The organism is Agrobacterium tumefaciens (assembly GCF_009649785.1).
Classification (GTDB): Bacteria; Pseudomonadota; Alphaproteobacteria; order Rhizobiales; family Rhizobiaceae; genus Agrobacterium; species Agrobacterium tumefaciens.
Map to the genome: position 1 here is coordinate 44,292 of NZ_WJOK01000011.1, position 23,626 is coordinate 67,917.

Consider the following 23,626-nt stretch of genomic DNA (forward strand, 5'->3'; position numbering starts at 1 on the left):
AAAACTATTGGGGGAGGTTAAAAGAGATGACATTCATCGCACGTTCCACGCTTCCGCTCTCCGGCGTTCGAGTGGTTGATTTCGGGCAATATATTGCCGGCCCGGCAGTGGCCATGATCCTCGGCGATCTGGGTGCTACCGTCGTGCATATCGATCCCCCCAGCGGGCCGCTCTGGGACAATCCCGCCAACGCCATCCTCAACCGCAACAAGCTGATCGTCGCACTCGACCTCAAAACGGAGAAGGGTTTGCTTGAGGCGAAAGCGCTGGTGGCCGAGGCTGATATTGTGATCGAGAACTTCCGCCCTGGTGTGCTTGCCCGGCTCGGGATCGATTTTTCGACTTTGCGTAAATCGCGGCCTGAGCTGATCACCCTGTCTATCCCAGGTTTCGCCTCCGACGATGAACTCCGCCGGGACTGGCGAGCCTTCGAGACAGTGATCGCAGCCTCGTCGGGCGTCTTTACGGATATGGGCTTAAACCGCGTTCTTATGGGTATCAACCCGTCTTTCTCGCCGCTTCCACTCTCTTCCGCATATGGTACGATGCTTGCGGCCTCCGCGACGGTGTTGGCGCTTCAGGCGCGTGAGCGCACCGGCCACGGCGATCATATTGAGGTGCCGCTGGCAAGCGCCGTCATGGAGGGCCTGTCCTACAATTCCATTCTGATTGACGACTATCCGTTGCGTTATAAAACCCAGCGCGAGCGGGAAATCGAGCGCCGGCGCGGCGAGGACCTGCAAATGGACATGTCTTTTGACGACCTCCAGGAGTTTCTCGATCCCTTCTATCGCAGCTATAGGTGCGCCGACGGGCGGATGTTCTACGTGGTCTGCCCCAGCCACAAGAACCATGCCAAACGCTGCCTGCAAGCGCTTGGCATTTACGACGAGCTCGTTGCTGAAGGACTGCGCGAGGAGGAAGACACCTATCTTCCAGTTTCGCAGTGGTCTTCGGACGTTTCGCTCGGTGTCTATCCGCTCCCAAAATTCTGGGCTGACAAAATCGCGGCTCGCATGAAGGATGTTTTCCTGACCAAAACGGCTTCCGAATGGGAACGTGTCTTCGGAGAAGGGCTGTTTCCGGGTGCGCCGCAACGCTGGCTGAAGGAATGGATCGCCGACGATCATGCCAAGGCTGCCGGCCTCATGATCGAAGTGGACGATCCGATCTTCGGCCGCATGACCCAGCCGGGGCCTATGGCCTGGCTGCAGGAGAGCGCCGAATCTATGTTAACGCCAAGCCCGAGACGTTGGGGAACGGGCAAGGAGGCGCTAGCACTGCTCGCCGGCATGGAGCACGCTTCCTTGCCGGTTGTAGCGAATGAGGCCCCCGGCGGCTGGCTGGACGGCGTCAAGGTTCTCGATCTGTGCAATGTGATCGCCGGTCCGCATTCGGTCGCCTATCTTGCCCGCTTCGGTGCGGAGGTCGTCAAGATCGATCCGGCCAAGCCGCTCTATGACTGCTGGAACACCGTGATCTTCGGCATGTCCCACATGCGCGGGAAACAGTCCGTGCTGCTGAACATTGGTTCGCCCGATGGCCGCATCGTGTTCGAAGAACTGGTGCGCTCAGTCGATGTCGTTGTCTGGAACGCCACCGACCGTCAGGTCAAGGCGATGGGGCTCGATGCCGAAAGCCTGAAAGCGCTCAACCCCCAAGCGATCTTCTGCCAGCTCGATTGCTTCGGCGGCGTGCGCACCGGTCCGCGTACCGACTATCTCGGCTATGACGACCTCGTGCAGTCGGCAACCGGCATCATGTTACGGTTTGGCGGCTCCATGGACACGCCGGAGGAACACGCCCATGTCGGTACCATTGACGTAATGTGCGGTTTCGGCGCTGCGCTCGGCATTGCAGCGGCTTTGTATCAGAAATCCAGAACCGGGGTCATCGGCCGTCCGCGGACCTCGCTGTCAGCGCTTACCGGTCTCGCCCAGATACCCTTCTGCTATGACTATGCCAACCGAGGTCCCTTCGATGAGCCTCCGGTCGCGAGACCAAGGGATATAACGCCCTGTCGCAGCTCTACGAAACGGCGTCGGGGGATCATATTCTCCTCTGTGCTTCGGAAGTTGATTTGCCACGCTTCGGCAGGGCGGAGGGGCTTGAGGCAATTGTCGAGATGGCTGCATCCGATCGCGAGGCCTATCTGGCGAAAGCCTTCATGACGGCACCTGCTGAAACCTGGCAACAGCGCCTGAAAAAAGCCGATATCGGCGTATCTCTCTGCGAGAACATCGAGGAGATCCGCAGCCGCAGCGCCCGCATTGCCGACGGCACGCCGGGGATCGACCGGGGCAGTTATTCATTCTCGGTTTTTCCAGACCATCCGAGCGGGCACACCGTCACTCAGCTCGACCCCTTCGCCATCCGTCCGGCAGTCGGCAAGGTCACGGCTATAACGCCAGCGGAGAAGTACGGCGCCTCCACGCGCGCCGTTCTCCGCGACCTGAACTACACCGATAACGAGATCGATCGGTTGATTGCATCCGGCACGATCAGCGAGAGTTGGAGCGCAGAGTATCTGCCGACTTAGCAGGACACGGCAGCTTCGTGTTCTGAGGAGGATACCGAAGCCGCTCACGGCCCGTCCAAGTGCGCGATGGCATTAACGGGTTAGATATTCAACATGGCACCTTGGGAGGAAGTGCCATGAAAGAACTTTTTGCCTCGACATGACTTATACAAGCACTTTCGAGGCTGCCGGGGTGAAAGTGATCAATCCCTAGTCCATAACCACAATCTTCATCTGGGTACCGTATGATCATACCGCACCGTGATCTGCTTATCGTAGTGCGACCCGACATAGCTTCGCTCATCCTTGTCCACGGGGCTAGTGAGATTGAAATACCAATAGTCGCGTTATTTGACCGTCACAGTCACGAACTACGATTCCAAACGGAAGTCCGCCGCAAGTTAGGCACCCAACGTCCGCCGCATCAGCTCCGTGAACAACGTCCGGTAGCTGATGTCAGTCTCACTCGGCCTTTTAACCTGGCTGCAATCCAACAAGAGTTCAGCTGTCGTTGGGTCGTAAACATTGAGGCGGAAGGAACTGATATGGAAGGCCGGAAAATGTAGGGAAAGCCCCCAAACCTGGATGTGGATTCCTCAAATGCTCCAGTCTCCAGATGGAAACACCGGCGCAACGGGAACCCTCATCCATGACGTCAACGTCACCCCGTTGCCTTCACCGAATGACCGGCCGCCCGCAATAGCGCCATCAGCACCGGCCCCAGCGAAAACTCACCTCGCTTGGCCCGATTGGTTAGGTCTCTGAGATACCCGCCGGCCGAATTGATGTGGCCGCCCCGCTCGAGAATGCAGGCGATCGTCACTGCCGCGTTCTCCGGACCCATCACCTCACAGGCCTCTTGATATGCGGACGGGCTCACCCCGAGCATCGATCTGACCACCACAGCGGCCGTCATGAGTTCTCGCCAGTTTCTGATCTGGCCTTCAGGACCGTAGTTTAAAATCTCGGGGCAGGCGCGCAAGACGAGACCAATCGGAAAAGCCTTAATCGGCACATGTTCGGCCTGCTTATTCTGGCTCGGCTTCGCCTCCTGCTCTTTTTCAGAGCTAGGTTCAAGTTCATTAAGGAGGTTCGTATTTGAATTCTGTATGTGACGCTCATTTTGAGCATCATTGCTGGTCATTTCTGACGAAAAATCATCGGAATTCAACTGGTTGATGATGTTCTGCCGCAAATTATCCATCTCGATGCCCAAATCTCTCAGTTCGTCGAGCGTCGGGTTTCGAGGAATTCGCCTGACAGCGGCCAGATATTGCTCTTCCAGCTCGTCCCAATCGCCTGCAGCTCCCTCTTCGACGGCCGCCGTAATCAGCTTGCGGATATCCCGCCGGCAGATCGTTAGGTTCTCCTTTGCCCTGCGGAACGCGATCCGATCGGCAGCCACCTGCTGGGCAAGGCATGCCAGTTCCTCGGCGCGCATCAGAAGCGGCGATATGTCAAAACCGAAGGCGTGCTCGATCGAGCCTTCACCATCCTTTCGGGCGTAGCGTTTGCCGTTTGCACTATCCTTGCGGATGATCAGTCCTGCATCGACAAGCAGGGCAAGATGACGCCGCAGGGTAGCGCCCGCAATGCCATGCGCACGAATTGACAGCTGGATGTTCGACGGGAAAACGATAAGCTGTGCGTCCTGGCGCAGCTCATTTTCAGGATAGAAACTCAAAAGCGCATCGAGCACTGCAAGGCTGCGATCCTGCAGACCAAGCACCTCTCGCGCCTCCGATGCGTCGCGGAAGACTTTCCATTTGTCTGCCGACTTGCCTTCCTTGATCCTGGTCGTGGCAATCTGCTGCTTCACAAGCGCAAGCGTTACCGACCGCCGCCCAAACGGCGTCGTCACTTGTCCACCTTCCATGTCCCTCGCCTCTTCAAAAAGGCAAAAGAATTACGCTCACCAAAACGGTGCCAAAGACTCTTGACTAGGATTCATGGAAATGCGATTCTCTAGCTCTCACACGACGAGAAGGGCTTCCATGACGGCAACGTTTCGGGGGCCTTTTTCTTTTGCGCGTTTTCCTTACTTAAAATGGTTCCGAAGTCTGTTTCTCGGCTTCAGTTCAAATCTTTGATCTTTCACGCGTGAACCGCTCAACCAGTGACGGCAGCTGCGCTTCGATGAAACGCAGGAATTCTGCTCCGGCCGGTGTATCCGCCGAAATACGGATATCCTTGTTCGTGCGCGAAAAGCTGCCAAGTGGTTCGCCTGCGGCGCCGGCAATCATCTTGCCGGCCTTCGACGGTGCGGCAGGTTTCAGGGCGTTAAAGGCGGCCAGAAACTTTTGATCGGATCCAAGCCGTCTTTGCGTAGCGGCCGAAAGCACCCTGCGCAGTTCATCATGCAGGTCAGGCTGTTCGGAGAAAGCCTTTGCAAACTCCACCCACCTTGGACGACCGACCTTGGCTGCCCGACCAATTGTCTCGACGATATCGAGCGGAAGTGCGCGATAAACCGCTCGCATTCGTGCAAGCTCGGGATCGTCGATAGACAATGCCGCCTTGATATCACGAGGCTTCACATCGGCATCATCCATACGGCGGGCAAACAGGGTGCGCTCGATCCAGGTCAGATCCTGGCGATCGGCATTTTCAATACCCTGCGCAATGACAAGCTCGACGTCGGAAATCTCGACTTCGATCGCCTTGACCGCAATTCCAAGATCGCGCGCTGCCTGGAGCCGGCGATGGCCGTAGATAACCTGATAGCGATCGGGCGATGCTGGTGACTTGCGGACCTGGATCGGGACCTTCTGACCCTCGGACTTTATCGAGTTCCTGAAAGACTCGAAATCCGATGCGTCGTCATCTGGAAGACGATCGGGAAAGGGAGAGGGATCGACCTTTGACGGGTCGAGCTCTCTGATCGCACCACCACCCGATTCAACAAGCGCCTTGAGGCGGTCGCGTTCCGATTTGATGTCGTCGATCGCCCTGTGCGCCGCACCGATCACGCCGGCACCGACACGGGCAGTTGGTGCAGGTTGCTGCGGGGAGACAGGAGCATCGGTCGCCAGCCGGTTTTCAAGTTCCGCCGACAGCAGGCCAAAATTTGCAACGATGGATTTACGCGATGACTTGTTGGTCATGTGCGTCCCCAGCTGGTGTTGATGAGTTTCACGACCGCTTCGTTGACGGCATCAACCGCCTCGCGTGCGCGTTTATGCGTGTCACGGCCAATCTGGCCCATTTCGAGTTCGTAGATCGAGCGCTTTGCAAGTCCTGCTGCCTCGACAGCAGTGCTTTCAATCAGCGTCGGAAGAAGCACATCCGTTCCGAAGAGATGGCGCATCAACGCAACGACCTGAGACTGTGGTGCGTCGTTGGGATCATGGCGGGTAATGAGATAGCGGATGAAATCCTGATCAAGCTGCGCTCCGCTCTCATTGAGCACGCTTATCAGGTCCCCCATCATCAGGAGAAACTGGCTCATGGATGCGACATCGAGCATCGCCGGGTGTACAGTGATAATCATGCTGGTCGCAGCATAAATCGCACTCAGCGTCAGAAACCCGAGAGACGGCGGAGTATCGAGAATGACGACGTCATAGTCCTGATCAACCTCGGCAAGAGCAAGCTTCAACCGTTCGAAGAAGATCGCTCCCGAGCCCGATTTCTGCGCCAGAACCCGCGGCGTTTCATGCTCATATTCCATCACTTCGAGGTTGCCGGGTATCAGATCGATCCCGTCGAAATAGGTCTTGCGGATGATATCGCGGATTGGCCGGCGCTCGGCGTCGTCGTAGCGAAGAGCAGCGTAGATCGTTTCGTTGGCACCAACGTCAAACTCAGGTTGCGCGCCGAACAGTGCAGAAAGTGATGCCTGCGGATCGAGATCAAGAGCAAGGACGCGGTAGCCCTGCAGGGCGAGATAATGCGCAAGATGGACGCAGGTCGTGGTCTTGGCACTGCCGCCCTTAAAGTTGGCGATCGCAACGACCTGGAGATGCTCGCCCTCGCGTCGGCGAGGAGAAAATCTCAGCGCTTCAGAAGGCTTCTGGGCGGCAAAGAGCTCGCGCAATTCATTGATCTGAGCAAGCGTATAGACACGATGGTTATTTTCCAGCCGGCCAGGGATCGGTCCACGGCCTTCGCTCGACATGAGTTTCAGCGTAGAATCGGGTATTGAGGTCAGCTTGGAGACTTCGTTGGTGAGGAACGGCCGCAGGCTTTTCTCCGACTTCGGAGGATACATGCGGGTGCGAAGGTCCTGCAACTGCTGAGACAGAAGACCCGCATGGCGCATGATCTTGGCGCCCGCGTCTTCCTTCTGACCGCTCGTCATTTCTGCGTGTTTTGCTATCGCCATATTTTCCTCTTGGCGGGCATTCGCCGGTTTGCCGACCATCGTCCGCCAAAGGTACAACATGATTCTGTTTCGCCGTCCAGTTATTTACGGTTAACCGGATATTGACGTCCGTGGTTGACAGGGGAATAGAGGCGGCCATTTTATAAATTACAATCAGATACTTATAGAATATTTCGGCCATCCTGACCCTGCGGGGCAACTGCATTTTTGCTCGGCAATCAAGGTCATCAGCGTCGGTCGAAACGAGATTTTCACTGCAAAAAATCTACCCCATGGCGAATCGAACGACATTCGATCTCAAGAGGCAACCACTCGGCCATACTAAAAGGGGCCGGCTGCGAGCCGATCTACCGGTTTTTGTCTGACCGAGGACCAGCGCCGTTTTTACGTTGGCGATAATAGTGACAGCGGATCGATCGGCGAGGGGCCGTCACAAAAGACGGAGGGATCAAAGCAGCTTTTCAACACCGTCTACCGAGTCAAAGTGCTTCCCGCATGGAGGCACGTTCAACGATTTCGGTTTTCAGAACGACCTTGCGGACCGTCTGACCTTTGCCATTTAGCCGGTCGACCAGCAACCTGGCCGCCGTCGCACCAAGATCGTAGACGGGTTGGCGCACGACGGTCACGGGAGGCGTTGTTACAGACGTCCAATCCGCATCATGGAACGATACCAGCGACAGGTCGTCCGGGATGCTAAGCCCCAGTTGACGGTGAACCTTGAACACCTCCAGGCCGATTATACTGTCCGATGCAATGATTGCCGTCGGACGCTGCGCCGACTGGAGCATTTCGGTAACGATGCGATGCGTCTCTTGCTGCGTGACGGCACCGACCTGTACCCAGCTTTCCATGTTGGTCAGACCAGCCTCACAGCACGCACCAAGATACCCTTCGATGCGTCGCCTGACCGAACCGGTACTGATGTCGTCTGCACTGCGGAACCGATGATCCGGCGTGTCGCAGGCGGTTAAATAGGCGATGCGGCGGTGGCCGAGCGCAATCAGCCGGCGTGTAATATTCTCGGCGGCATGCCGGTCGTCGGCAATAACGGTGTCGACATCGAGCGTGTCGCTTCCACGATCGAGCAACGCGAGCGGCAGCCCCGAGCGAATAACCTCATGCAGATGCTCGACATCGTTTTCCTTGGCCGGCGAGACGATGAGACCGTCGACACGCTTGGCAAGCAGAGTGCGGATGGCCGCTCTTTCCGCAACGACGTCTTCACCCGAGTTAATGAGGATGACGGTGAAGCCTGCCTGCCGGGCAATATCCGTGATGCCTCGCACGGCGAGGCTAAAAAAGGGGTTTTCAATATCTCCCACCACGACGCCGATGGTGCCTGAACGACCTGTCGTCATGCTGCGAGCAAGCTCATTGGGGCGATAGTCGAGGGACTGAGCCGCTGCCAGGACCGCCTCTCTCACCCGGTCGCTGACGGTTCCGTAGCCACCCAGTACGCGTGCAGCCGTTGCCTTTGAGACGCTGGCTTGGCGTGCGACGTCAGCGACTGTCACGGAAGGAGTTTTAGGTGGGATCTTGTCCATAAGCGGTAGCCTTACAAGAGAACTTGACGACTGGCAAATGCGAAGATAACAATTGCCAATATCCAAAGAGACCGGTCTCTTTCTAGTTGAGACCGGTCTCAAATATAAAAAGACTTCCGACATGCGAACTGCGTGGGCCGGGTAGGTGACGTCATGCCGCCGACCGGATGGGACCCGTGCGCCTTGAATTTATCGCAGACAACGACACCAGAGGAGAAACCAATGCAATTTACCCAAGCCTTAACATCCGCCTTCGCAAAAATTCGCGCGACAACGGCCGCGATCACACTCGGTGTCCTTGCAGGCGCGGCGACGCCCGCACTTGCCGACAATCCGCTTGGCCTCATCGATCCCGCCACCATCAGTGTCGGCACGATGGGCGATGCCAAGCCTTATGCCTTCACCACCGCCGACGGCAACTTTACCGGTTTCGACATAGAGTTGTTCCTCAACGTAGCCGAACGTCTTGGGTTCAAGAAGGAACAGGTGGTGTTCACCGGCCAGGAATTCTCGGCCCTGATGCCCTCTGTCGCCAACGGCCGCTTCGATGTTGCGGCCGCTGCGATCGGCACGACTGCCAAGCGCAAGGAGACCATTGATTTCTCTGATGGTTATCTTGCAGGTTTCTTGAGCGTACTCACTTCGGAGCCAGGCATCACCGATGCAGCGGGTCTCAAAGGCAAGCGTCTCGGTGTGGTGCAGGGTACACTTCAGGAAATCTATGCCGAGAAGAATTTTGCCGGCACCGATCTCGTGAAGTTCCCGGACAACAATTCTGCCGTTTCCGCACTCAACAACGGAACGGTCGATGCACATTTCCTCGATTTCGAGGCTGCAAAGGACTATTCCGCCCGTTATCCGGCGCTAAAAGTCGCAGTCAACATTCCGAGCTTCGACGCGCCCGCCGGCTTCGTCATCCGCAAGGGTAACGATGCATTGCGCGAGGCGCTTAACAAGGGCCTGAAAGAGGCCATGCAGGACGGCACCTGGAAAAAGCTGCACGAAAAATGGTTCCCCGGCACGCCGATGCCGCAGGCATATCTTCCCAAGCAGTGATGCCACCTTCCGGTCCGGCCTTTACCGGTCGGACCGGCCTTTCTTTCAAGGGATATCCTGATGAACTGGCTTGAAAACCTGCGCCGTAGCTTTCTCGACTGGAATGCCATGGCCGAAGTGCTGCCGACCATGATCACCGTTGGTCTCAAGAATACGCTGATCCTGGCTGCGACCTCGACTGTGCTTGGCGTCGCCATCGGCATGATGCTCGCGATCATGGGCATTTCCCGCTCGCCCTGGCTGCGCATTCCCGCTCGTCTTTATACCGATATTTTCCGCGGCCTGCCGGCCATCGTCACAATTCTCCTCATTGGCCAGGGTTTTGCCCGCATTGGCCGCGAGCTCTTCGGTCCATCGCCTTATCCGCTCGGCATTCTGGCACTCAGCCTGATTGCCGGTGCCTATATCGGCGAGATTTTCCGCTCTGGTATCCAGAGCGTCGACCGTGGGCAGATGGAGGCCTGCCGGGCATTGTCGATGAGCTATGGCCAGGGCATGCGCCTTATCGTCGTGCCGCAAGGCGTGCGCCGCGTTCTGCCGGCCCTCGTCAACCAGTTCATCGGCAACGTCAAGGATTCGAGCCTGGTCTATTTCCTCGGGCTTCTGGCCTCAGAGCGTGAGATCTTTCGCGTGGGACAGGACCAGGCAGTGGTGACCGGCAATCTTTCACCGCTCCTGCTGGCGGGCGTGTTTTACCTTGTCGTTACCGTGCCGCTTACCCATGTCGTCAATGCGATCGACAATCGTCTGCGGGTTGGCAAGCAGCGCCCCTCCGTCATCACCAGCGGACTGGAGGAAGTCAGTGAACTCGACAGTGCAGCTCGCGCGACTGGCGTCTCGTTCAAGGGCGGCAGCCTTGATGTGCGCCGTCTCGGTATGGCCTATGGCGATCTTGATGTGCTGAGGGGTGTCGATCTTTTAGTCAAGCCAGGCAGCGTCACCTGCATCATCGGCCCGTCCGGATCCGGAAAATCGACTTTGCTGCGTGGGCTCAACCGTCTGGTCGAGCCGAAGAGCGGCGATATTCTTATCGATGGCGAAAGCATTCTCGCAATGAAGCCGGAAACGCTGCGCCGCCGGGTCGGCATGGTCTTCCAGCATTTCAACCTCTTTCCCGACCACACGGCACTGGAAAACGTCATGCTGTCGCTTACGAAGATTAAGGGCCTGCCCGCAGCCGAGGCCGAGCGCATCGCCAAGGCAAGGCTTGCCGATGTCGGCCTTGCGAGCCGCCAGCACCACCGTCCGGGCGGTCTTTCCGGCGGGCAGCAGCAGCGCGTTGCTATTGCCCGTGCGCTTGCCATGGAACCGGAGGTTATCCTCTTCGACGAGGTGACGAGTGCGCTCGATCCGGAATTGGTCAAGGGCGTGCTCAACCTCATGGCCGAGCTCGGCACGCGTGGCATGACCATGGTCGTCGTCACGCACGAAATGGGATTTGCCCGCCGGGTGGCTGATCAGGTCGTCTTTATGGACGAGGGGCGCGTCGTTGAAGCCGGCACGCCAGAGGCAATATTCGACAACCCGCAAAGCCCGCGTCTCCAGCGCTTCCTAGCGGAAGTGCTCTGAGCGCCGGGAGGAGAAACCAATGACACAAACGATACGATGGGGTGTGCTCGGTTGCGCAGGCATTGCTGCCAAGGCGGTCATTCCCGCCATCCAGTCCAGCCGCCTGGGGCGCGTTGCGGCAGTCGCCTCGCGCGATGCCGCGAAGGCGAAGGAGATGGCGGCCCGCTTCGGCATCGCCAAGTCCTATGGCAGCTACGAGGAACTGCTTGCCGATCCGGAAATAGACGCAATTTACAACCCTTTGCCCAATCATCTGCACGTGCCACTGACGATAAAGGCACTGGCGCAGGGCAAACCCGTACTCTGCGAGAAACCGATCGCGCTTGATGCCGAGCAGGCGAGGGAACTGGCAGCGGCACAAAAGGCGGCAAGCCTGCCGGTCGCAGAAGCCTTCATGATGCGCCACCATCCGCAATGGAAAAAGGCGCGCGCGTTGATTGCCGAGGGGCGCCTCGGCGAGGTGAGGGCCATCCAGACGATCTTTTCCTATTATCTCGACGACCCCGGGAATGTACGCAACCAGGCTGATATTGGCGGCGGCGGTCTGTTCGACGTTGGTTGTTACGCCATCAACACGGCGCGGCTCCTGTTCGACGCGGAACCGGTACGGGCGATCGCGCTCATGGAGCGCGATCCCGTCTTCGGCACGGACCGGCTGACGAGCGGGCTGCTGGCGTTTCCAGAGGGAAGGCAGCTTGCCTTCACCTGTTCCACACAACTCTGCCTCACGCAGAAGGTCACGGTGCTTGGAACGCGCGGGCGTCTGGAAATCCCCATTCCCTTCAATGCACCGGCTGATGAGCCGACCATTCTTGTCTTTGATGATGGTCGCGATCTTGCCGGCGGCGGCCGCGAGGAGATCGCGATCGGGCCTGTCGACCAGTATCGCGAACAGGCCGATGCATTCGCCGAGGCTGTCCTCTCCGGCGGACCACTCGAGACGGGGCTTGGCGACGCAATCGCGAATATAACGGCGATTGACGCGCTGTTCCGCTCCGCAGCCAGCGGTCGCTGGGAGATCCCCGATGCCTTACCCCCATCCGTATGACAATTGATTGAAAGCCAATTCCATGACCGACAACACCATCTCTTCGGCCGTCATCATCGGCGCCGGTATCTTCGGCGTTTCCACTGGTGTACAGCTTGCGCGGCGCGGCATTAAGGTGACGATCCTCAATGACGGGCCGCCGGCCAATGGTGCCTCCGGCCGCTCGCTGTCCTGGCTGAACTCGGCACGCATGCGCTCTGAGCCCTATCATCGGCTGCGTATGGCCGGCATCGACCGGTATCGCACACTCGCGGCGCAGAATCCCGGCGCAGAATGGCTTCGCTTTGATGGCGGGTTGACCTGGGACGCGGATGACGAGCGAAACGAGATCGACGCGGCCTATCGCCACGAAGTTTCGCTTGCCTATGATGCGCAGCGCCTTTCAGCAGCCGAAGTCGCCCGCGTCGTCCCCGGTGTCGACGCCGGCGCAATCACTCGACAGGGCGCAATCTACAATCCCGGCGAAGGCTGGGTCGATTTGCCGACGCTGATTGGTGTGCTGCTTGAGGAGTTTTTCGCACTCGGTGGCGTTCTGGTAACGGACCAAGGTGCTGCACGGGTGGTGATCGAGGGTGGTCGTGTCATTGGCGCGCAAACTGCAAATGCTGTTCTCCATCGGGCGGATGCCGTCGTGCTTGCCACCGGTCCGGCCGTCCCGAAGATGGCTGCGGAAAGCGGACAGACCATTGCCGACGGGACACCGATCGCCCTTCTCGTGCAGACGAGGCCGCTGGCCCATCCCCTGCGCGCTGTTCTCAATACACCGCGCGTCGCCGTTCGCCCGGCGCCGGACAGCACATTCTCCCTGGATGCCGACTGGGCGGCCGATGAGGGTGTGACAGTGCGCGCAGACGGCAGCTATGATATCGACGATAGCGTGGTTTCAGAGCTTTTGGTTGAGGCTGCGCGGGTGATGGAAGGCAATCCGAAACTGGAGGTGGCTTCCATCGGCGTTGGTGGCAAACCTATCCCCGGCGATGGCGAGCCGGTGATTGGAGCCATCAAGGGTATTTCCGGTTACTACGTGGCCTTCAGCCACAGCGGTGCTACACTCGGCCTCATCGTGGGCGAGCTGCTCGCGTTCGAGATTGCGACAGGCACCGAACATCCCATGCTCGCAACCTTCCGACCTGAGCGTTTCCCCTTGAATTGAGCAATGTGAGGCAGATATCGCCAAAATGAGCCGGTCGCCGCCGCGGCCGGCATTTTTTATTGATATGGAAACGCCCGCCCGGTCTCTCACATAAGGCCAATGCCCTTGTCGGCTGCACGGACCCTAGAGAAAACCTGGGGTTCAGAGATACCATCAGACCGTTGCCACGCATAGAAAAACCGTCACTACGCAGGCAGGAGTTGGCACCCTGCGTCGCGCGCCGCACAATTTAAAGGTGAGTTTGCATTATTTGAAAACTAATCGTTGACGCGACGACTTCAGTCCGTTATACATAAATCATCGATCTTTTGCTTGCCGAGCTTTGTCTACCGCGCGATTGGCACCGCGCTTTAAGCGAACTTCCATTTCAAAAATAGTCGGTTTCCTCGCTGCGCAGCACCAGCTTCGCGGTCCTACACTCTATGCTTTGAAAGGGTTCAACATGACCACTGGCACAGTAAAATGGTTTAATTCCACTAAAGGCTTCGGCTTCATCCAGCCTGACAATGGCGGCGCTGATGCGTTCGTTCATATCTCCGCTGTCGAGCGCGCCGGAATGCGCGAGCTCGTTGAAGGCCAGAAGATCGGCTTCGAACTCGAGCGCGACAACAAGTCGGGCAAGATGTCTGCTACCAATCTGCAGGCCGCATAAATCAAGATTTGCTTCCCTTTGACCACGGATGTACTGGCACTGTCGGAAGCTGCTTCATTAAGGTCAGGCGTTTTGCCTGGCCTTTTTCGTTTCGGTTTCAAGCCGAACCAATTGAGATTGCAAGAGCAGAAAAACAAAATGGATCCGGCTCGCAGACGACGATCTGCCTCACCGGCATCCAGATGTTATTTTCTGTCAAAAGCAACCTTGCGGTAGTGTCGGAATACGGCGCTCACGCCCCGTAGACCGAATGGCTGCCAGCGGCACGTCTCGCCAAGAAGGCAGGGCACTGCTCCATCAGTCCGGTCATAAATCGCGCCAAAACGCGATGATCTCTCTTCCACTCATTATCAGGATATCCATGAAGAACGCCCGAAACAATGACGTCGCCGACCGTCGCGCCGCATCTACCGAAGCCAAAGCTGCTCTGCTCAATGCGTACCGCGCGGCAAAGACTGCTTTAGAACCTTCCAGGCTGGCAAGACAGGCAGAACGAGCAGCCATTGCCACAGCTCGAGAAGAGCGACGTCTTCAACGCGAGCGCACGAAGCTTGAGGAACAACAGCGTATCGAGACCGACGCTTTGGAGCGCCAGGCAGCGATTGAGGCGGTCGCAGTCGCAGAAATCGAAGCGCGGGAGAGTGCCGAAAAGGCACGTATAGCCCGGGTCATTGAAGATGAGACGATGCGAAAGGCTGAACGCGACCGGCGCTACGCTAACCGGAAGGCAAGACAAGCCTAACCTTGCCCTTGCACGCCGACCCCACAACATGACGGCGTCATGCTGGTGACACTCTAACGAAAGCAGCCCCATGGCACCGGATAATAACGAGCTCCAGGCAATCAACACGTCGTGGCAAATCGCTATCCAGGAAATCCTGCGCATGGTCATTCGCGACATGTACCATGACGGTGGAGAAGCGAATTTCAAGGCCCATATAAAACGTATTGAAGAAGCTGCGGTCGACAGCATCCACTCCGATCTTCGACTTCGAGGAACCGACGAGTGGACTGAAGTGCTTGTAAAGGAACGGGCGAGCAACTTCGTGACGACATTGCTGACGTCCTTCACTTACGACCGTGCCTGACCACTGGACATCGGTTTCAACGAGGAACCGAGCCGATTTCCAAGGAGAAGTGCGCCATCTCCGAGTACGATTTTCTGATCAGGGTTTGGTTGAGGGATTGGCTTTTTCTCCTTTCTCTGTGCCAGGGCGGCCGAGCTGTCCTTAAAGCTGAAACTGACGTGCCCGGTATTCCACATCAGTGGATCGAGCTCTCGGCTCCGTGAGAGCTAACAGTTTATTCAATCACGGCCTGTTCGATCATTTTGCCCATGCGTATCTGAGCGCGACTGATGGCCGGCCCTCGCAACTCGCCGCACTATCAGCGAGCATTGAGGCAACGCAGCGAGCCATTTGCCTCGACCAGTAGACCAAGTGGAAAGACGTTGGCGTCGATTGACGCGTCAACGACCTGTCCAAGGCTGTCTGCCAGGGCGCGTGGACAAATCGCTGACAGCACGCGGACCTACCGGGTGTTTTAAAAGCAATACTTGTCCCATGGTCGCGGCATGACGGTTATCTGCTAACCGCATTAGCCGCTATGCGACTAAGAACGCGGTTACTTCATCGGCCAAGCCAGCGAGAAAAGTGTGTCGATCTGGATGAGGTTCCGGGACATTTGGTGGCAATTCGTCCATGTATGTGAAATGGCCGGCATCGGGATCAACTTGGAGCGCCACAGATGCCTGGGCGGTTAGAACATCCATGAGAAAACGAGACTGGGCCGGGGGCGTGATTGTGTCCTTGGCTCCCACCCAGATTTTCATCGGCATCTTGATGCGGTCAAGCGCACCTGGTCGGCGGAAGAAGTCCGTTGGCGGAGCGAAGACTGCCAGTCGCTCGAGGCGTGGCGTGGAGCCTGTAATCAGTTGCTGCCCATCGAGGGTTTCGCCCTCGGCACCTTGAAGGGCAAGCATGGCCGTAGCTCCAATGGAATGCCCGATACCCACGATGGGGAGATTGCTGGAGGTGCAATCGTCGATAGATGCTTCGAGCCTGCGGATGCGCATGTCCAACTCGGCCTTGGTCGGCGCGATTGAGGTCAGCATTTCGAAGTGTGGTGCGATGACCGTGCAATTCCCGTTAGCCAAGGTCTGCAGCAAATGACGGTGGCGTGACGGATTACCGCCACGACCGACTGCGAACAAAGCAATGCACTTTGGGTTCTTGGCCTCGACCCGAGTAATGGCAAAGGATTCCAACTCATTGGATACGATGTCGGTATTGGATTCAATTTCCATTTTTTCTCTCAATCATCAGAATGAGTTTATCATCTTCTTCCGCGATAAACGAAGCCAACGTATCCCATTCATTGAAGTCCTGACCAGTCAGCGATTCAACGCTGCTTTTTGGAGGCCGTTCGAACCAGAGCGACTTCATCGAAACAGATTGGTGCATTCTGATGGGTCTGTGAACGCTGGTGCCCTAGGAAAAAAGAGCGGGCGCGGCCCGCTCCCGTCCAAGTATTTAGACCTGGGCTTGGCCACCATCGGCAAACAGCTCGGCGCCGTTGACGAAGCTCGCATCGTCGGAGGCGAGGAAGAGGGTCGCCTTGGCGATTTCGTCGGGCTCACCGACGCGACCGAGCGGAATACGGGAAGCTAGGTAGTCGATCAGACCCTGCTGCTGCTCCTTGTCATCACCAGCAAGCTCCACAAGTCCGGGCGTGCGCGTTGCTCCGGGGGAGACGACGTTCACGCGTATGCCAGTGCCCTTGAGATCGAGAGCCCAGGAGCGGGCGAGGTTGCGGACGGCCGCTTTGGAGGCTGAGTAGACCGAGAATGCGGCCGTGCCTTCTGTGCCGGCGGTCGAACCCGTTAGAACGATCGACGAACCCCGACCCATCAGTGGCAGAGCCTTTTGAACAGTGAAGATGACCGCCTTCACATTGCGAGCGAACGTGTTGTCAACCTGCTCTTCGGTGATTTCGCCGAGGGGAAGCATGCTGCCGCCGCCGGCGTTGACGACCAGTTGCGACTTCACCTGGGCGAAGACGTCGTCGAGTTCGTCGTTCTTTGCCGAGTCCGCCTGTATGTCGACGGCGCCGTGGCCGATCGCTGCGACGGCCTCGTCCAGAGCGTCCTTGCGGCGACCTGTAATGTAGACCCGGGCTCCTTCGGCTGCGAAAAGCCTGGCGGTCGACAGGCCAATGCCGCTCGTTGCACCGGTCACGATTGCAATCTTATTTGCTAGTCTCTTGGTCATTTTATTCTCCTAAGGCTGGGCGCGCGAAAGGGTCAGTCCGAATTCGCGGCCTGTTGACGGTCTAAAGCTATGCGGGAGGTGGCGCCGGCCTTGGGCCTGTCGTCGCCGTCCGATGTGCAGAACGTAATTCCTCAGCCCTGCAGGGAGAAGCCAGTTCGTATGGAGACATTATCCATCTGTATGGACAGTCTCCATCGCCGCGCCGCGCCTTGCGTCGACGCCTTCAAACACTTTCGCCGCCCAGTCCGAGAATGCCCGCAGCCGCGGGTTTGAAAATCTGTCAGCGGGATAGACCAGGTGCAGAACATGGTTTTCAGGCTTCCAGTCAGGAAGCAGTTCGATCAGCAAACCCTTGTCGATATTAGGTCTTGCCAGGAAACCGAAACTTTGGCCGATACCCAACCCGGCTAGTAACGCATTCAAATGCGCCGTGCTTTCGTTGAGGGAAATGCCGCTTGACATCGGCATATACTCGGTCTGCTCGTTGCCGCGCTGGAAGCGCAGCGGGAACCGTTTACCGGATGACGCCGAAAAATAGCTGACGACACGATGCGCCTGAATGTCGTCTGGATGCATCGGCAGTTCTTTTCCGGCGAGATAAACTGGCGCTGCGCAGAGCACATAGTCGAGTTCGCATAGCTTCCTCGCCCTAAGGGATGAATCGCCAAGTGAACCGCCACGAATGACGCAATCGATCCCTTCGCCAATAAGGTCGACAGATCGATCACTGACGCCGAGAAGCAGGTCTATCTGCGGATACTGGCGCTGGAAGTCCCAAAGGGACGGGATGAGGCTCCGGTTCGCCAGGACAGAACCAATATCAATCCGAAGCCTTCCTTTGGGCGCGCTGCGGGCGCCAGCGACGGTGCCGTCCATGTCGTCCAGATCCGCAAGCAGGCGAAGGGCGCGCTGGTGATAGGCAATACCTTCCGTGGTCATTGTCACCGACCGGGTGGTCCGCTCAACGAGTTTTGTCCCGAGATGTGCTTCAAGATCCTGCACGAGCTTGCTAACTGACGACCGTGGGAGATTCATTGTGTCCGCTGCCTTGGTAAAAGATCCGGCTTCGGCGACGCGAACGAATGTTCGTATGGCGAGTATCTGGTCCATGCAACGCCCTGCAGATTAGGTCTACGATAACCGACTATATCGGAACCGCGACCAAGACCATTGAATTTCTTGCTCTCAGTCGGTCGCGTGCCTCCAACAAGACCTCGAATGCCGATTGTCGCTTAAACGCAGTCGACGCCATACATGCCGGAGGTTTGGCTTCTCTGTGCAGAGAGATCCGGTAAATGCTCCGTTTTCGGCTGGTTTCGTCGCCCAATCGGTTTGATGGTAAGGCGCGGCATGGCGGCGGCACGCAAAAAAATGCCATGCCGGAAAGACCGCACGCAGTCGATGACACCTATCCTGCGCACATGCGCTGACTTGGGCGCTACCGAAGTGTGCATTTTATCGACGTAGATCGCTCGTCAGTCATTCACCAATCGAAGCGGGGCGGTTCGATGGTTGGCATACAATTAATACAGTGAAATGAGCGACACCCTCATATTCAATTATGGTGAGGGAGAACGCGACTGTTTTAGTATGTCGGTCACGACAAACGAGCGACGTGGCTCCTAAACGCTTCGCTGCTCACTGGCACTGCCTGCTTAGTCCTTTGCGCCAGAGGGCGAATGCACAAGATTGGTTTCCTCAAAATGCCCTCACTTTGTAATTTGCATCTTTGATTATCTATCACAACTCTAGAAATTAAAGGTAACAGGAGTGAGGCGAACAATGAACGTACTTGGAATAAGCGGCAGCGTTAAACAACCGTCACGCACGGCACGCATTGTCTCGGACATCCTGAACTCGATTGAGAGACGGGCAAGCGTCTCTGTGGACACGGTCGATCTGGCTGTGGCGGCGCCGATCCTGTTCAGGGCTCTTCGCGCAGATCAACTGGATGAGGCCGGCCGCAGGATTATTGATGCTGTGGAAGGTGCCGACGTACTTGTCGTCGGTTCGCCTGTCTACCGCGCATCCTACACCGGCGCGTTAAAGCATCTGTTCGATCTCGTCGATTTCCGTGCGCTTCAAGGCAAGCGCGTGATCCTTGCGGCAACGGGCGGTACAGCACTGCATGGCCTCATGCTGGAGCATCAGTTCAGGCCGCTGTTCGGCTTCTTTGGCGCCGTTACAGTGCCAACGACGGTCTACGCCATTGAGGCGGATTTCACCGGATACACGCTCTCGAACCCCGTGGTTGAGGCGCGCATCGAGCGCGCCGTTGCCGAATTGATCGATCTACTGCCGGCCAGAAACCTTGTCGCCGACGATCACCGCTCGGCCCTTCGCCTCGTTTCACACGACGCGGTCGCCAACTGACATCAGAAAAGAGGAGATTTCCATGACTGAACACCACGCCGAGCCCGTGAAATTTGCCTATTGGGTGCCGAATGTGTCCGGCGGCCTCGTAATATCGAACATCGAGCAGCGCACCAGCTGGACAATTGACTACAACCGCAAGCTCGCGCAGATCGCTGAAGCGAGCGGCTTCGATTACGCGCTAAGCCAGATCCGCTTCACCGCCGGCTACGGTGCCGAATTCCAACATGAATCCGTGTCGTTCAGTCACGCTCTGCTGGAATCGACGACGACGCTCAAGGTCATCGCCGCCATTCTGCCTGGTCCGTGGAACCCCGCGCTTGCCGCCAAACAGATTGCCACGATCAATCACCTCACCAACGGTCGCGTTGCCGTTAACATCGTCAGCGGCTGGTTCCGCGGCGAGTTTCACGCCATCGGCGAGCCTTGGCTCGATCACGACGAACGCTACCGCCGTTCGGAAGAATTCATCCGGGCTCTGCGCGGCATCTGGACGGAAGACAATTTCACCTTCCGCGGCGATTTCTACCGCTTCAACAACTACTCCCTCAAGCCGAAGCCGATTGATCCGCAGCCGGAAATCTTCCAGGGCGGTTCGTCGCGTGCGGCTCGCGATATGGCGGCCCGCGTATCCGACTGGTATTTCACCAACGGCAACACGCCGGAGGAAATCGCCAAGCAGGTGAATGACATTCGCGTCAAGGCCAAGGAAAACAACCACGCGGTCAAAGTCGGCGTGAACGCCTTCGCCATCGTGCGCGAGACCGAGGAAGAGGCGAGAGCCGTGCTTGCCGAGATCATCGAAAAGGCCAATCCGGAAGCGGTCAATGCCTTCGGCCATGAGGTAAAAAATGCCGGCAAGTCTTCTCCCGAAGGCGAGGGCAACTGGGCGAAGTCCAGCTTCGAAGATCTCGTTCAGTATAATGACGGCTTCCGCTCAAACCTGATCGGCACGCCGCGCCAGGTTGCCGAACGCGTGGTGAACCTCAAACGCGCCGGCGCTGACCTTATCCTGCTGGGCTTCCTGCATTTTCAGGAAGAAGTCGAGTATTTCGGCAAGCATGTCATCCCGCTCGTGCGCGAACTGGAACAGGCGGAAATCAGCGCGGCAATCGCTGCGGAGTAAGATTGCAAATCAGACGGCAGCGGCCTTTGGCCGCCGCCTGCACCACGGGGGACCGCCTCCGTGATTGGAAACCTGTGCCCATTGGGCGGAGCATGGACTGAACGATGTCAGCATCGAGTTTTCTGGTTGCAAGCCTTGGCGCGGAAGTGGCGATCCCAACGGACATTCGCCAACACATTTCCTTGCCCAGCGAGCATGCCGGGCAAGAACGCCGCGCGGTGGACGCCGCCAAAGAACTTGTGCTGGAGCTTCGCGGTATTGACCTCTCCTTTGGAGGCGTCGTCGCTCTGGAGAATATCGACCTGGCCGTGCAGCAGGGCGAAATCCTGGGTATTATCGGGCCCAACGGCGCCGGCAAGAGTTCGCTGATTAATGTTATCTCAGGCGTCTACCGCCCGGATCGTGGCCATGTAGCGATTAATGGCAAAGCCTATCGTCCAGTGCCGACTGAGAAGCTCGCCAGTCTCGGCGTGGCGCGGACGTTCCAGAACCTCGCCTTGTTCAAGGGTCTCAGTGTTCTCGATAATGTTGCCACGGGGCGGGCTTACGCCGAGCGGGCAAATTTCCTGAGCCAGATAGCCGGTCTACCGAGCGCTCGTCGCGAGCAGGCCGATGCCCGCGAGCGGGCAGGGCGGATCATCGATTTTCTGCATCTGACGCCCCATGTTGACCGGCTTGCCGGCACGCTACCCTATGGATTGCAGAAGCGGGTGGAACTGGCGCGTGCGCTTGCCGCCGAGCCACGCATTCTGCTGCTTGACGAGCCCATGGCTGGCATGACGGCGACGGAGAAGAACGAACTTGCCGATTATGTGCGTCTCGCGCGTGACGAATATGCGGTCACCGTCGTTCTGATCGAGCATAACATTGGCGTGGTGATGGGTCTTTCCGATCGCATCGCGGTGCTCGACTACGGGCGCAAGATCGCCGATGGCACGCCTGCGGAAATTGCCAGCGATCGTCGTGTCATCGATGCCTATCTCGGCGCTGCGCCGGAAAACGAAGACGGGGAGGGTATCTGATGGCTGCGTTTGATTGGTTGTTCTTTACCGAGGTGCTGGTCGGCGGGTTGCTCTCCGGGGTCATGTATTCCCTCGTCGCCATCGGGTTCGTGCTGATCTACAAGACATCGGGTGTCCTAAACTTTTCGCAGGGCGCGCTTCTCCTGTTCGCGGCGCTGACCTTTGTCAGCCTTGTCGAGCGTGGCGTGCCTTTTGTGGCTGCCTTTGCCATTACCTTTGCCATCATGGTCGTCATCGGTGTTGCGATCGAGCGTACGGTGCTTCGGCCGCTCACCAACAAGCCACCGATCACGCTGTTCATGGCGACGCTTAGCCTCTCCTACATCATCGAGGGAGCGGCCCAACTCCTCTGGGGTACGCAGGTTCATGGGCTTGATCTCGGTATCGAGGACATTCCCTTTGATGTTGGTGGCGTTTTCATCAGCCAGTTCGACATCTTTGCCGCAGTCGTCGCGGCTGGCATGGTGGCGGCTCTCTCGGCCTTCTTCCGCTACACCCGCATCGGCCTCGGCTTCCGCGCCGTCGCGGATGACCAGTTCGCGGCGCTTGCCGTCGGTCTCAAGCTGCCCTGGATATGGGCGAGCGTTTGGGCGGCGGCAGGCCTCGTTGCCCTGGTCGCCGGGCTGCTCTGGGGTGCGCGGCTCGGGGTGCAGTTCTCGCTGTCGCTGGTAGTGCTGAAGGCTCTGCCGGTGCTCGTTCTCGGCGGCTTCGATTCCATTCTAGGCGCGATCATCGGTGGTCTGATTGTCGGCGCGTCGGAAAAGCTCGCCGAGGTCTATATCGGTGAGTACTTCGGCGGCGGCATCGAGGGGTGGTTCGCCTATGTCGTGGCCCTTGCCTTCCTGCTGATCCGCCCGTCCGGGCTCTTCGGTCAAAAGCTTGTGGAAAGGGTCTAATATGTCCGCCGTTACAGCCGATCTTTCATCGTCGTTCTCCCTGCCGCGCCATGCCGGCACGGTGGCAGTGCTCGCCGTTGCTTATCTCGTCGTGCCGTTCGTCGGCACCAGTTACCTCTTCGAGGCAATCCTGCTGCCGTTTCTTGCGCTTAGCCTTGCCGGGGTTGGTCTCAACCTTTTAACTGGCTATGCGGGTCAGGTCTCGCTTGGCTCGGCCGCATTCATGGCCGTCGGTGCCTTCGCGGCATACAATTTCAATCTGCGTATCGATGCGCTGCCGCTTATTGTTTCGATTGTACTTGCCGGTCTTTCCGCCGCGGCAATCGGCATAGTTTTTGGCCTGCCGAGCCTGCGACTGCGCGGTTTCTACCTCGCCGTTTCGACTCTTGCGGCGCAGTTCTTCGTGCAATGGGCGTTAACGAAATTCAGCTGGTTCTCGAACGAATCCGCATCCGGCGTGATCGATGCGCCAGCGCTATCGCTGGCCGGGATTTCTTTCGAAGGGCCGATCGGGCGTTATCTCTTCGCGCTGACCATTGTCGCCGTCCTCACGTTCCTCGCGTATCGGCTGGTATCGTCGCAGACCGGTCGCAACTTCATCGCCGTGCGCGACAACGAGACCGCCGCACGCATCATCGGCATTCCGGTGCTTCGCACCAAGCTGCTCGCCTTTGCGATCTCGTCCTTCATCGTCGGGGTTGCCGGGGTAATCTGGGCTTTTGCCTATCTTCGCACGGTGGAGCCGGCCGGTTTCAATCTCGACCGCTCGTTCCAAATACTCTTCATCGTCATCATTGGCGGGCTTGCCTCGATCCGGGGTGCCTTCTTCGGCGCGGCTTTGATCGTCGTCTTTCCGCTCGTCCTCTCGCGGCTTGGCTCTTTGCTATTAGGCGATGTCTTTAATTCCGGAGTGCTCGATATGACGCAGCGCATCGTTCTCGGCGCCTTGATCATTCTGTTTCTGATCCTGGAACCTGACGGCCTCGTGTCATTGTGGGATCGCTTGAAGTTACGCATTACGGCTGCCGTCAGGCGGGCGTGAACCCCTCGAAGCCGGCCCTGACAGGCAAAGG

19 protein-coding genes and 1 pseudogene are annotated in these 23,626 nt (G+C 57.9%); 13 read left to right on the forward strand and 7 right to left on the reverse strand.

What is annotated here, in order from left to right:
• Positions 1–26: 26 nt before the first annotated feature.
• A pseudogene (locus GH784_RS13575) lies at positions 27–2,539 on the forward strand (CoA transferase).
• A 640-nt stretch (positions 2,540–3,179) separates the two neighbouring features.
• Here the strand turns inward: GH784_RS13575 and repC are convergent.
• The 4 genes from repC to GH784_RS13595 form a co-directional block, all read right to left on the reverse strand.
• Positions 3,180–4,394 (reverse strand): plasmid replication protein RepC, encoded by a 1,215-nt coding sequence (gene repC / locus GH784_RS13580; protein WP_153793502.1) that lies wholly within the window; start codon positions 4,392–4,394, stop codon positions 3,180–3,182.
• A gap of 202 nt (positions 4,395–4,596) precedes the next feature.
• Entirely contained in the window at positions 4,597–5,622 is a 1,026-nt protein-coding gene (repB, locus tag GH784_RS13585) for a plasmid partitioning protein RepB (RefSeq protein ID WP_153793503.1), read from the reverse strand.
• On the reverse strand, positions 5,619–6,902 hold the full coding sequence (gene repA, locus GH784_RS13590) for a plasmid partitioning protein RepA (RefSeq protein ID WP_003518687.1): 1,284 nt from the start codon (positions 6,900–6,902) through the stop codon (positions 5,619–5,621). Before repA ends, repB begins: the two co-directional genes overlap by 4 nt.
• A gap of 419 nt (positions 6,903–7,321) precedes the next feature.
• The gene (locus GH784_RS13595) at positions 7,322–8,389 is read right to left on the reverse strand and encodes a LacI family DNA-binding transcriptional regulator (protein WP_153793504.1); all 1,068 of its coding nucleotides are present in this window, start codon (positions 8,387–8,389) and stop codon (positions 7,322–7,324) included.
• A gap of 222 nt (positions 8,390–8,611) precedes the next feature.
• Here GH784_RS13595 and GH784_RS13600 point away from each other — a divergent pair, with 222 nt between their 5' ends.
• From GH784_RS13600 to GH784_RS13630, 7 genes are all read left to right on the forward strand, one after another.
• On the forward strand, positions 8,612–9,445 hold the full coding sequence (locus tag GH784_RS13600) for an ABC transporter substrate-binding protein (protein WP_025591769.1): 834 nt from the start codon (positions 8,612–8,614) through the stop codon (positions 9,443–9,445).
• A gap of 60 nt (positions 9,446–9,505) precedes the next feature.
• Positions 9,506–11,014 carry an amino acid ABC transporter permease/ATP-binding protein gene (locus GH784_RS27610; RefSeq protein ID WP_013637619.1) on the forward strand — a complete coding sequence of 503 codons (1,509 nt, stop codon included), beginning with the start codon at positions 9,506–9,508 and terminating at the stop codon, positions 11,012–11,014.
• Between the two features lie 19 nt (positions 11,015–11,033).
• Positions 11,034–12,062, forward strand: a complete 1,029-nt coding sequence (locus GH784_RS13610; protein WP_153793505.1) for a Gfo/Idh/MocA family protein — start codon at positions 11,034–11,036, stop codon at positions 12,060–12,062.
• Positions 12,063–12,084: 22 nt separating this feature from the next.
• Positions 12,085–13,215, forward strand: a complete 1,131-nt coding sequence (locus GH784_RS13615; RefSeq protein WP_153793506.1) for an NAD(P)/FAD-dependent oxidoreductase — start codon at positions 12,085–12,087, stop codon at positions 13,213–13,215.
• 442 nt (positions 13,216–13,657) lie between these two features.
• Positions 13,658–13,867, forward strand: a complete 210-nt coding sequence (locus GH784_RS13620; RefSeq protein ID WP_003519318.1) for a cold-shock protein — start codon at positions 13,658–13,660, stop codon at positions 13,865–13,867.
• A gap of 361 nt (positions 13,868–14,228) precedes the next feature.
• Complete coding sequence (locus GH784_RS13625; RefSeq protein ID WP_003519316.1) at positions 14,229–14,609, forward strand: DUF6481 family protein; 381 nt, start codon at positions 14,229–14,231, stop codon at positions 14,607–14,609.
• 70 nt (positions 14,610–14,679) lie between these two features.
• On the forward strand, positions 14,680–14,955 hold the full coding sequence (locus tag GH784_RS13630; protein ID WP_003519315.1) for a hypothetical protein: 276 nt from the start codon (positions 14,680–14,682) through the stop codon (positions 14,953–14,955).
• A 515-nt stretch (positions 14,956–15,470) separates the two neighbouring features.
• Here GH784_RS13630 and GH784_RS13635 read toward each other — a convergent pair.
• The 3 genes from GH784_RS13635 to GH784_RS13645 all read right to left on the reverse strand — a co-directional run bounded on the left by GH784_RS13635 (position 15,471) and on the right by GH784_RS13645 (position 18,246).
• Positions 15,471–16,172, reverse strand: coding sequence for an alpha/beta hydrolase (locus GH784_RS13635; protein WP_153793507.1), 702 nt, complete (start codon positions 16,170–16,172; stop codon positions 15,471–15,473).
• A 226-nt stretch (positions 16,173–16,398) separates the two neighbouring features.
• Positions 16,399–17,136 (reverse strand): SDR family NAD(P)-dependent oxidoreductase, encoded by a 738-nt coding sequence (locus GH784_RS13640; RefSeq protein ID WP_153793508.1) that lies wholly within the window; start codon positions 17,134–17,136, stop codon positions 16,399–16,401.
• A gap of 168 nt (positions 17,137–17,304) precedes the next feature.
• Complete coding sequence (locus GH784_RS13645; protein ID WP_153793509.1) at positions 17,305–18,246, reverse strand: LysR family transcriptional regulator; 942 nt, start codon at positions 18,244–18,246, stop codon at positions 17,305–17,307.
• Between the two features lie 672 nt (positions 18,247–18,918).
• On the opposite strand from GH784_RS13645, the gene msuE reads away from it, so the two are divergent.
• The 5 genes from msuE (at position 18,919) to GH784_RS13670 (ending at position 23,595) form a co-directional block, all read left to right on the forward strand.
• Entirely contained in the window at positions 18,919–19,509 is a 591-nt protein-coding gene (gene msuE, locus GH784_RS13650) for an FMN reductase (RefSeq protein ID WP_153793510.1), read from the forward strand.
• Between the two features lie 22 nt (positions 19,510–19,531).
• Complete coding sequence (sfnG, locus tag GH784_RS13655) at positions 19,532–20,635, forward strand: dimethylsulfone monooxygenase SfnG (protein WP_019567191.1); 1,104 nt, start codon at positions 19,532–19,534, stop codon at positions 20,633–20,635.
• A 104-nt stretch (positions 20,636–20,739) separates the two neighbouring features.
• Positions 20,740–21,657 (forward strand): ABC transporter ATP-binding protein, encoded by a 918-nt coding sequence (locus GH784_RS13660; protein ID WP_153793511.1) that lies wholly within the window; start codon positions 20,740–20,742, stop codon positions 21,655–21,657.
• Positions 21,657–22,553 (forward strand): branched-chain amino acid ABC transporter permease, encoded by an 897-nt coding sequence (locus tag GH784_RS13665; RefSeq protein WP_153793512.1) that lies wholly within the window; start codon positions 21,657–21,659, stop codon positions 22,551–22,553. The genes GH784_RS13660 and GH784_RS13665 overlap by 1 nt, the downstream gene beginning before the upstream one ends.
• 1 nt (position 22,554) lies before the next feature.
• Positions 22,555–23,595: a branched-chain amino acid ABC transporter permease gene (locus tag GH784_RS13670; protein ID WP_080850304.1), complete on the forward strand. Its 1,041-nt coding sequence runs from the start codon at positions 22,555–22,557 to the stop codon at positions 23,593–23,595.
• The last annotated feature ends 31 nt before the right edge of the window (positions 23,596–23,626 follow it).

What these genes read in the sequence shown, in the direction of transcription:
- GH784_RS13620 (WP_003519318.1), top strand. Translation starts at nt 13,658, where the DNA reads ATGACCACTGGCACAGTAAAATGGTTTAATTCCACTAAAGGCTTCGGC.
- msuE (WP_153793510.1), top strand. Translation starts at nt 18,919, where the DNA reads ATGAACGTACTTGGAATAAGCGGCAGCGTTAAACAACCGTCACGCACG.
- GH784_RS13635 (WP_153793507.1), bottom strand. Translation starts at nt 16,172, where the DNA reads ATGGAAATTGAATCCAATACCGACATCGTATCCAATGAGTTGGAATCC.
- GH784_RS13595 (WP_153793504.1), bottom strand. Translation starts at nt 8,389, where the DNA reads ATGGACAAGATCCCACCTAAAACTCCTTCCGTGACAGTCGCTGACGTC.
- GH784_RS13615 (WP_153793506.1), top strand. Translation starts at nt 12,085, where the DNA reads ATGACCGACAACACCATCTCTTCGGCCGTCATCATCGGCGCCGGTATC.
- GH784_RS13660 (WP_153793511.1), top strand. Translation starts at nt 20,740, where the DNA reads ATGTCAGCATCGAGTTTTCTGGTTGCAAGCCTTGGCGCGGAAGTGGCG.
- GH784_RS13600 (WP_025591769.1), top strand. Translation starts at nt 8,612, where the DNA reads ATGCAATTTACCCAAGCCTTAACATCCGCCTTCGCAAAAATTCGCGCG.
- GH784_RS13625 (WP_003519316.1), top strand. Translation starts at nt 14,229, where the DNA reads ATGAAGAACGCCCGAAACAATGACGTCGCCGACCGTCGCGCCGCATCT.
- GH784_RS13640 (WP_153793508.1), bottom strand. Translation starts at nt 17,136, where the DNA reads ATGACCAAGAGACTAGCAAATAAGATTGCAATCGTGACCGGTGCAACG.
- GH784_RS13610 (WP_153793505.1), top strand. Translation starts at nt 11,034, where the DNA reads ATGACACAAACGATACGATGGGGTGTGCTCGGTTGCGCAGGCATTGCT.
- repB (WP_153793503.1), bottom strand. Translation starts at nt 5,622, where the DNA reads ATGACCAACAAGTCATCGCGTAAATCCATCGTTGCAAATTTTGGCCTG.
- GH784_RS27610 (WP_013637619.1), top strand. Translation starts at nt 9,506, where the DNA reads ATGAACTGGCTTGAAAACCTGCGCCGTAGCTTTCTCGACTGGAATGCC.
- repA (WP_003518687.1), bottom strand. Translation starts at nt 6,902, where the DNA reads ATGTTGTACCTTTGGCGGACGATGGTCGGCAAACCGGCGAATGCCCGC.
- GH784_RS13645 (WP_153793509.1), bottom strand. Translation starts at nt 18,246, where the DNA reads ATGGACCAGATACTCGCCATACGAACATTCGTTCGCGTCGCCGAAGCC.
- GH784_RS13665 (WP_153793512.1), top strand. Translation starts at nt 21,657, where the DNA reads ATGGCTGCGTTTGATTGGTTGTTCTTTACCGAGGTGCTGGTCGGCGGG.
- GH784_RS13670 (WP_080850304.1), top strand. Translation starts at nt 22,555, where the DNA reads ATGTCCGCCGTTACAGCCGATCTTTCATCGTCGTTCTCCCTGCCGCGC.
- GH784_RS13630 (WP_003519315.1), top strand. Translation starts at nt 14,680, where the DNA reads ATGGCACCGGATAATAACGAGCTCCAGGCAATCAACACGTCGTGGCAA.
- sfnG (WP_019567191.1), top strand. Translation starts at nt 19,532, where the DNA reads ATGACTGAACACCACGCCGAGCCCGTGAAATTTGCCTATTGGGTGCCG.
- repC (WP_153793502.1), bottom strand. Translation starts at nt 4,394, where the DNA reads ATGGAAGGTGGACAAGTGACGACGCCGTTTGGGCGGCGGTCGGTAACG.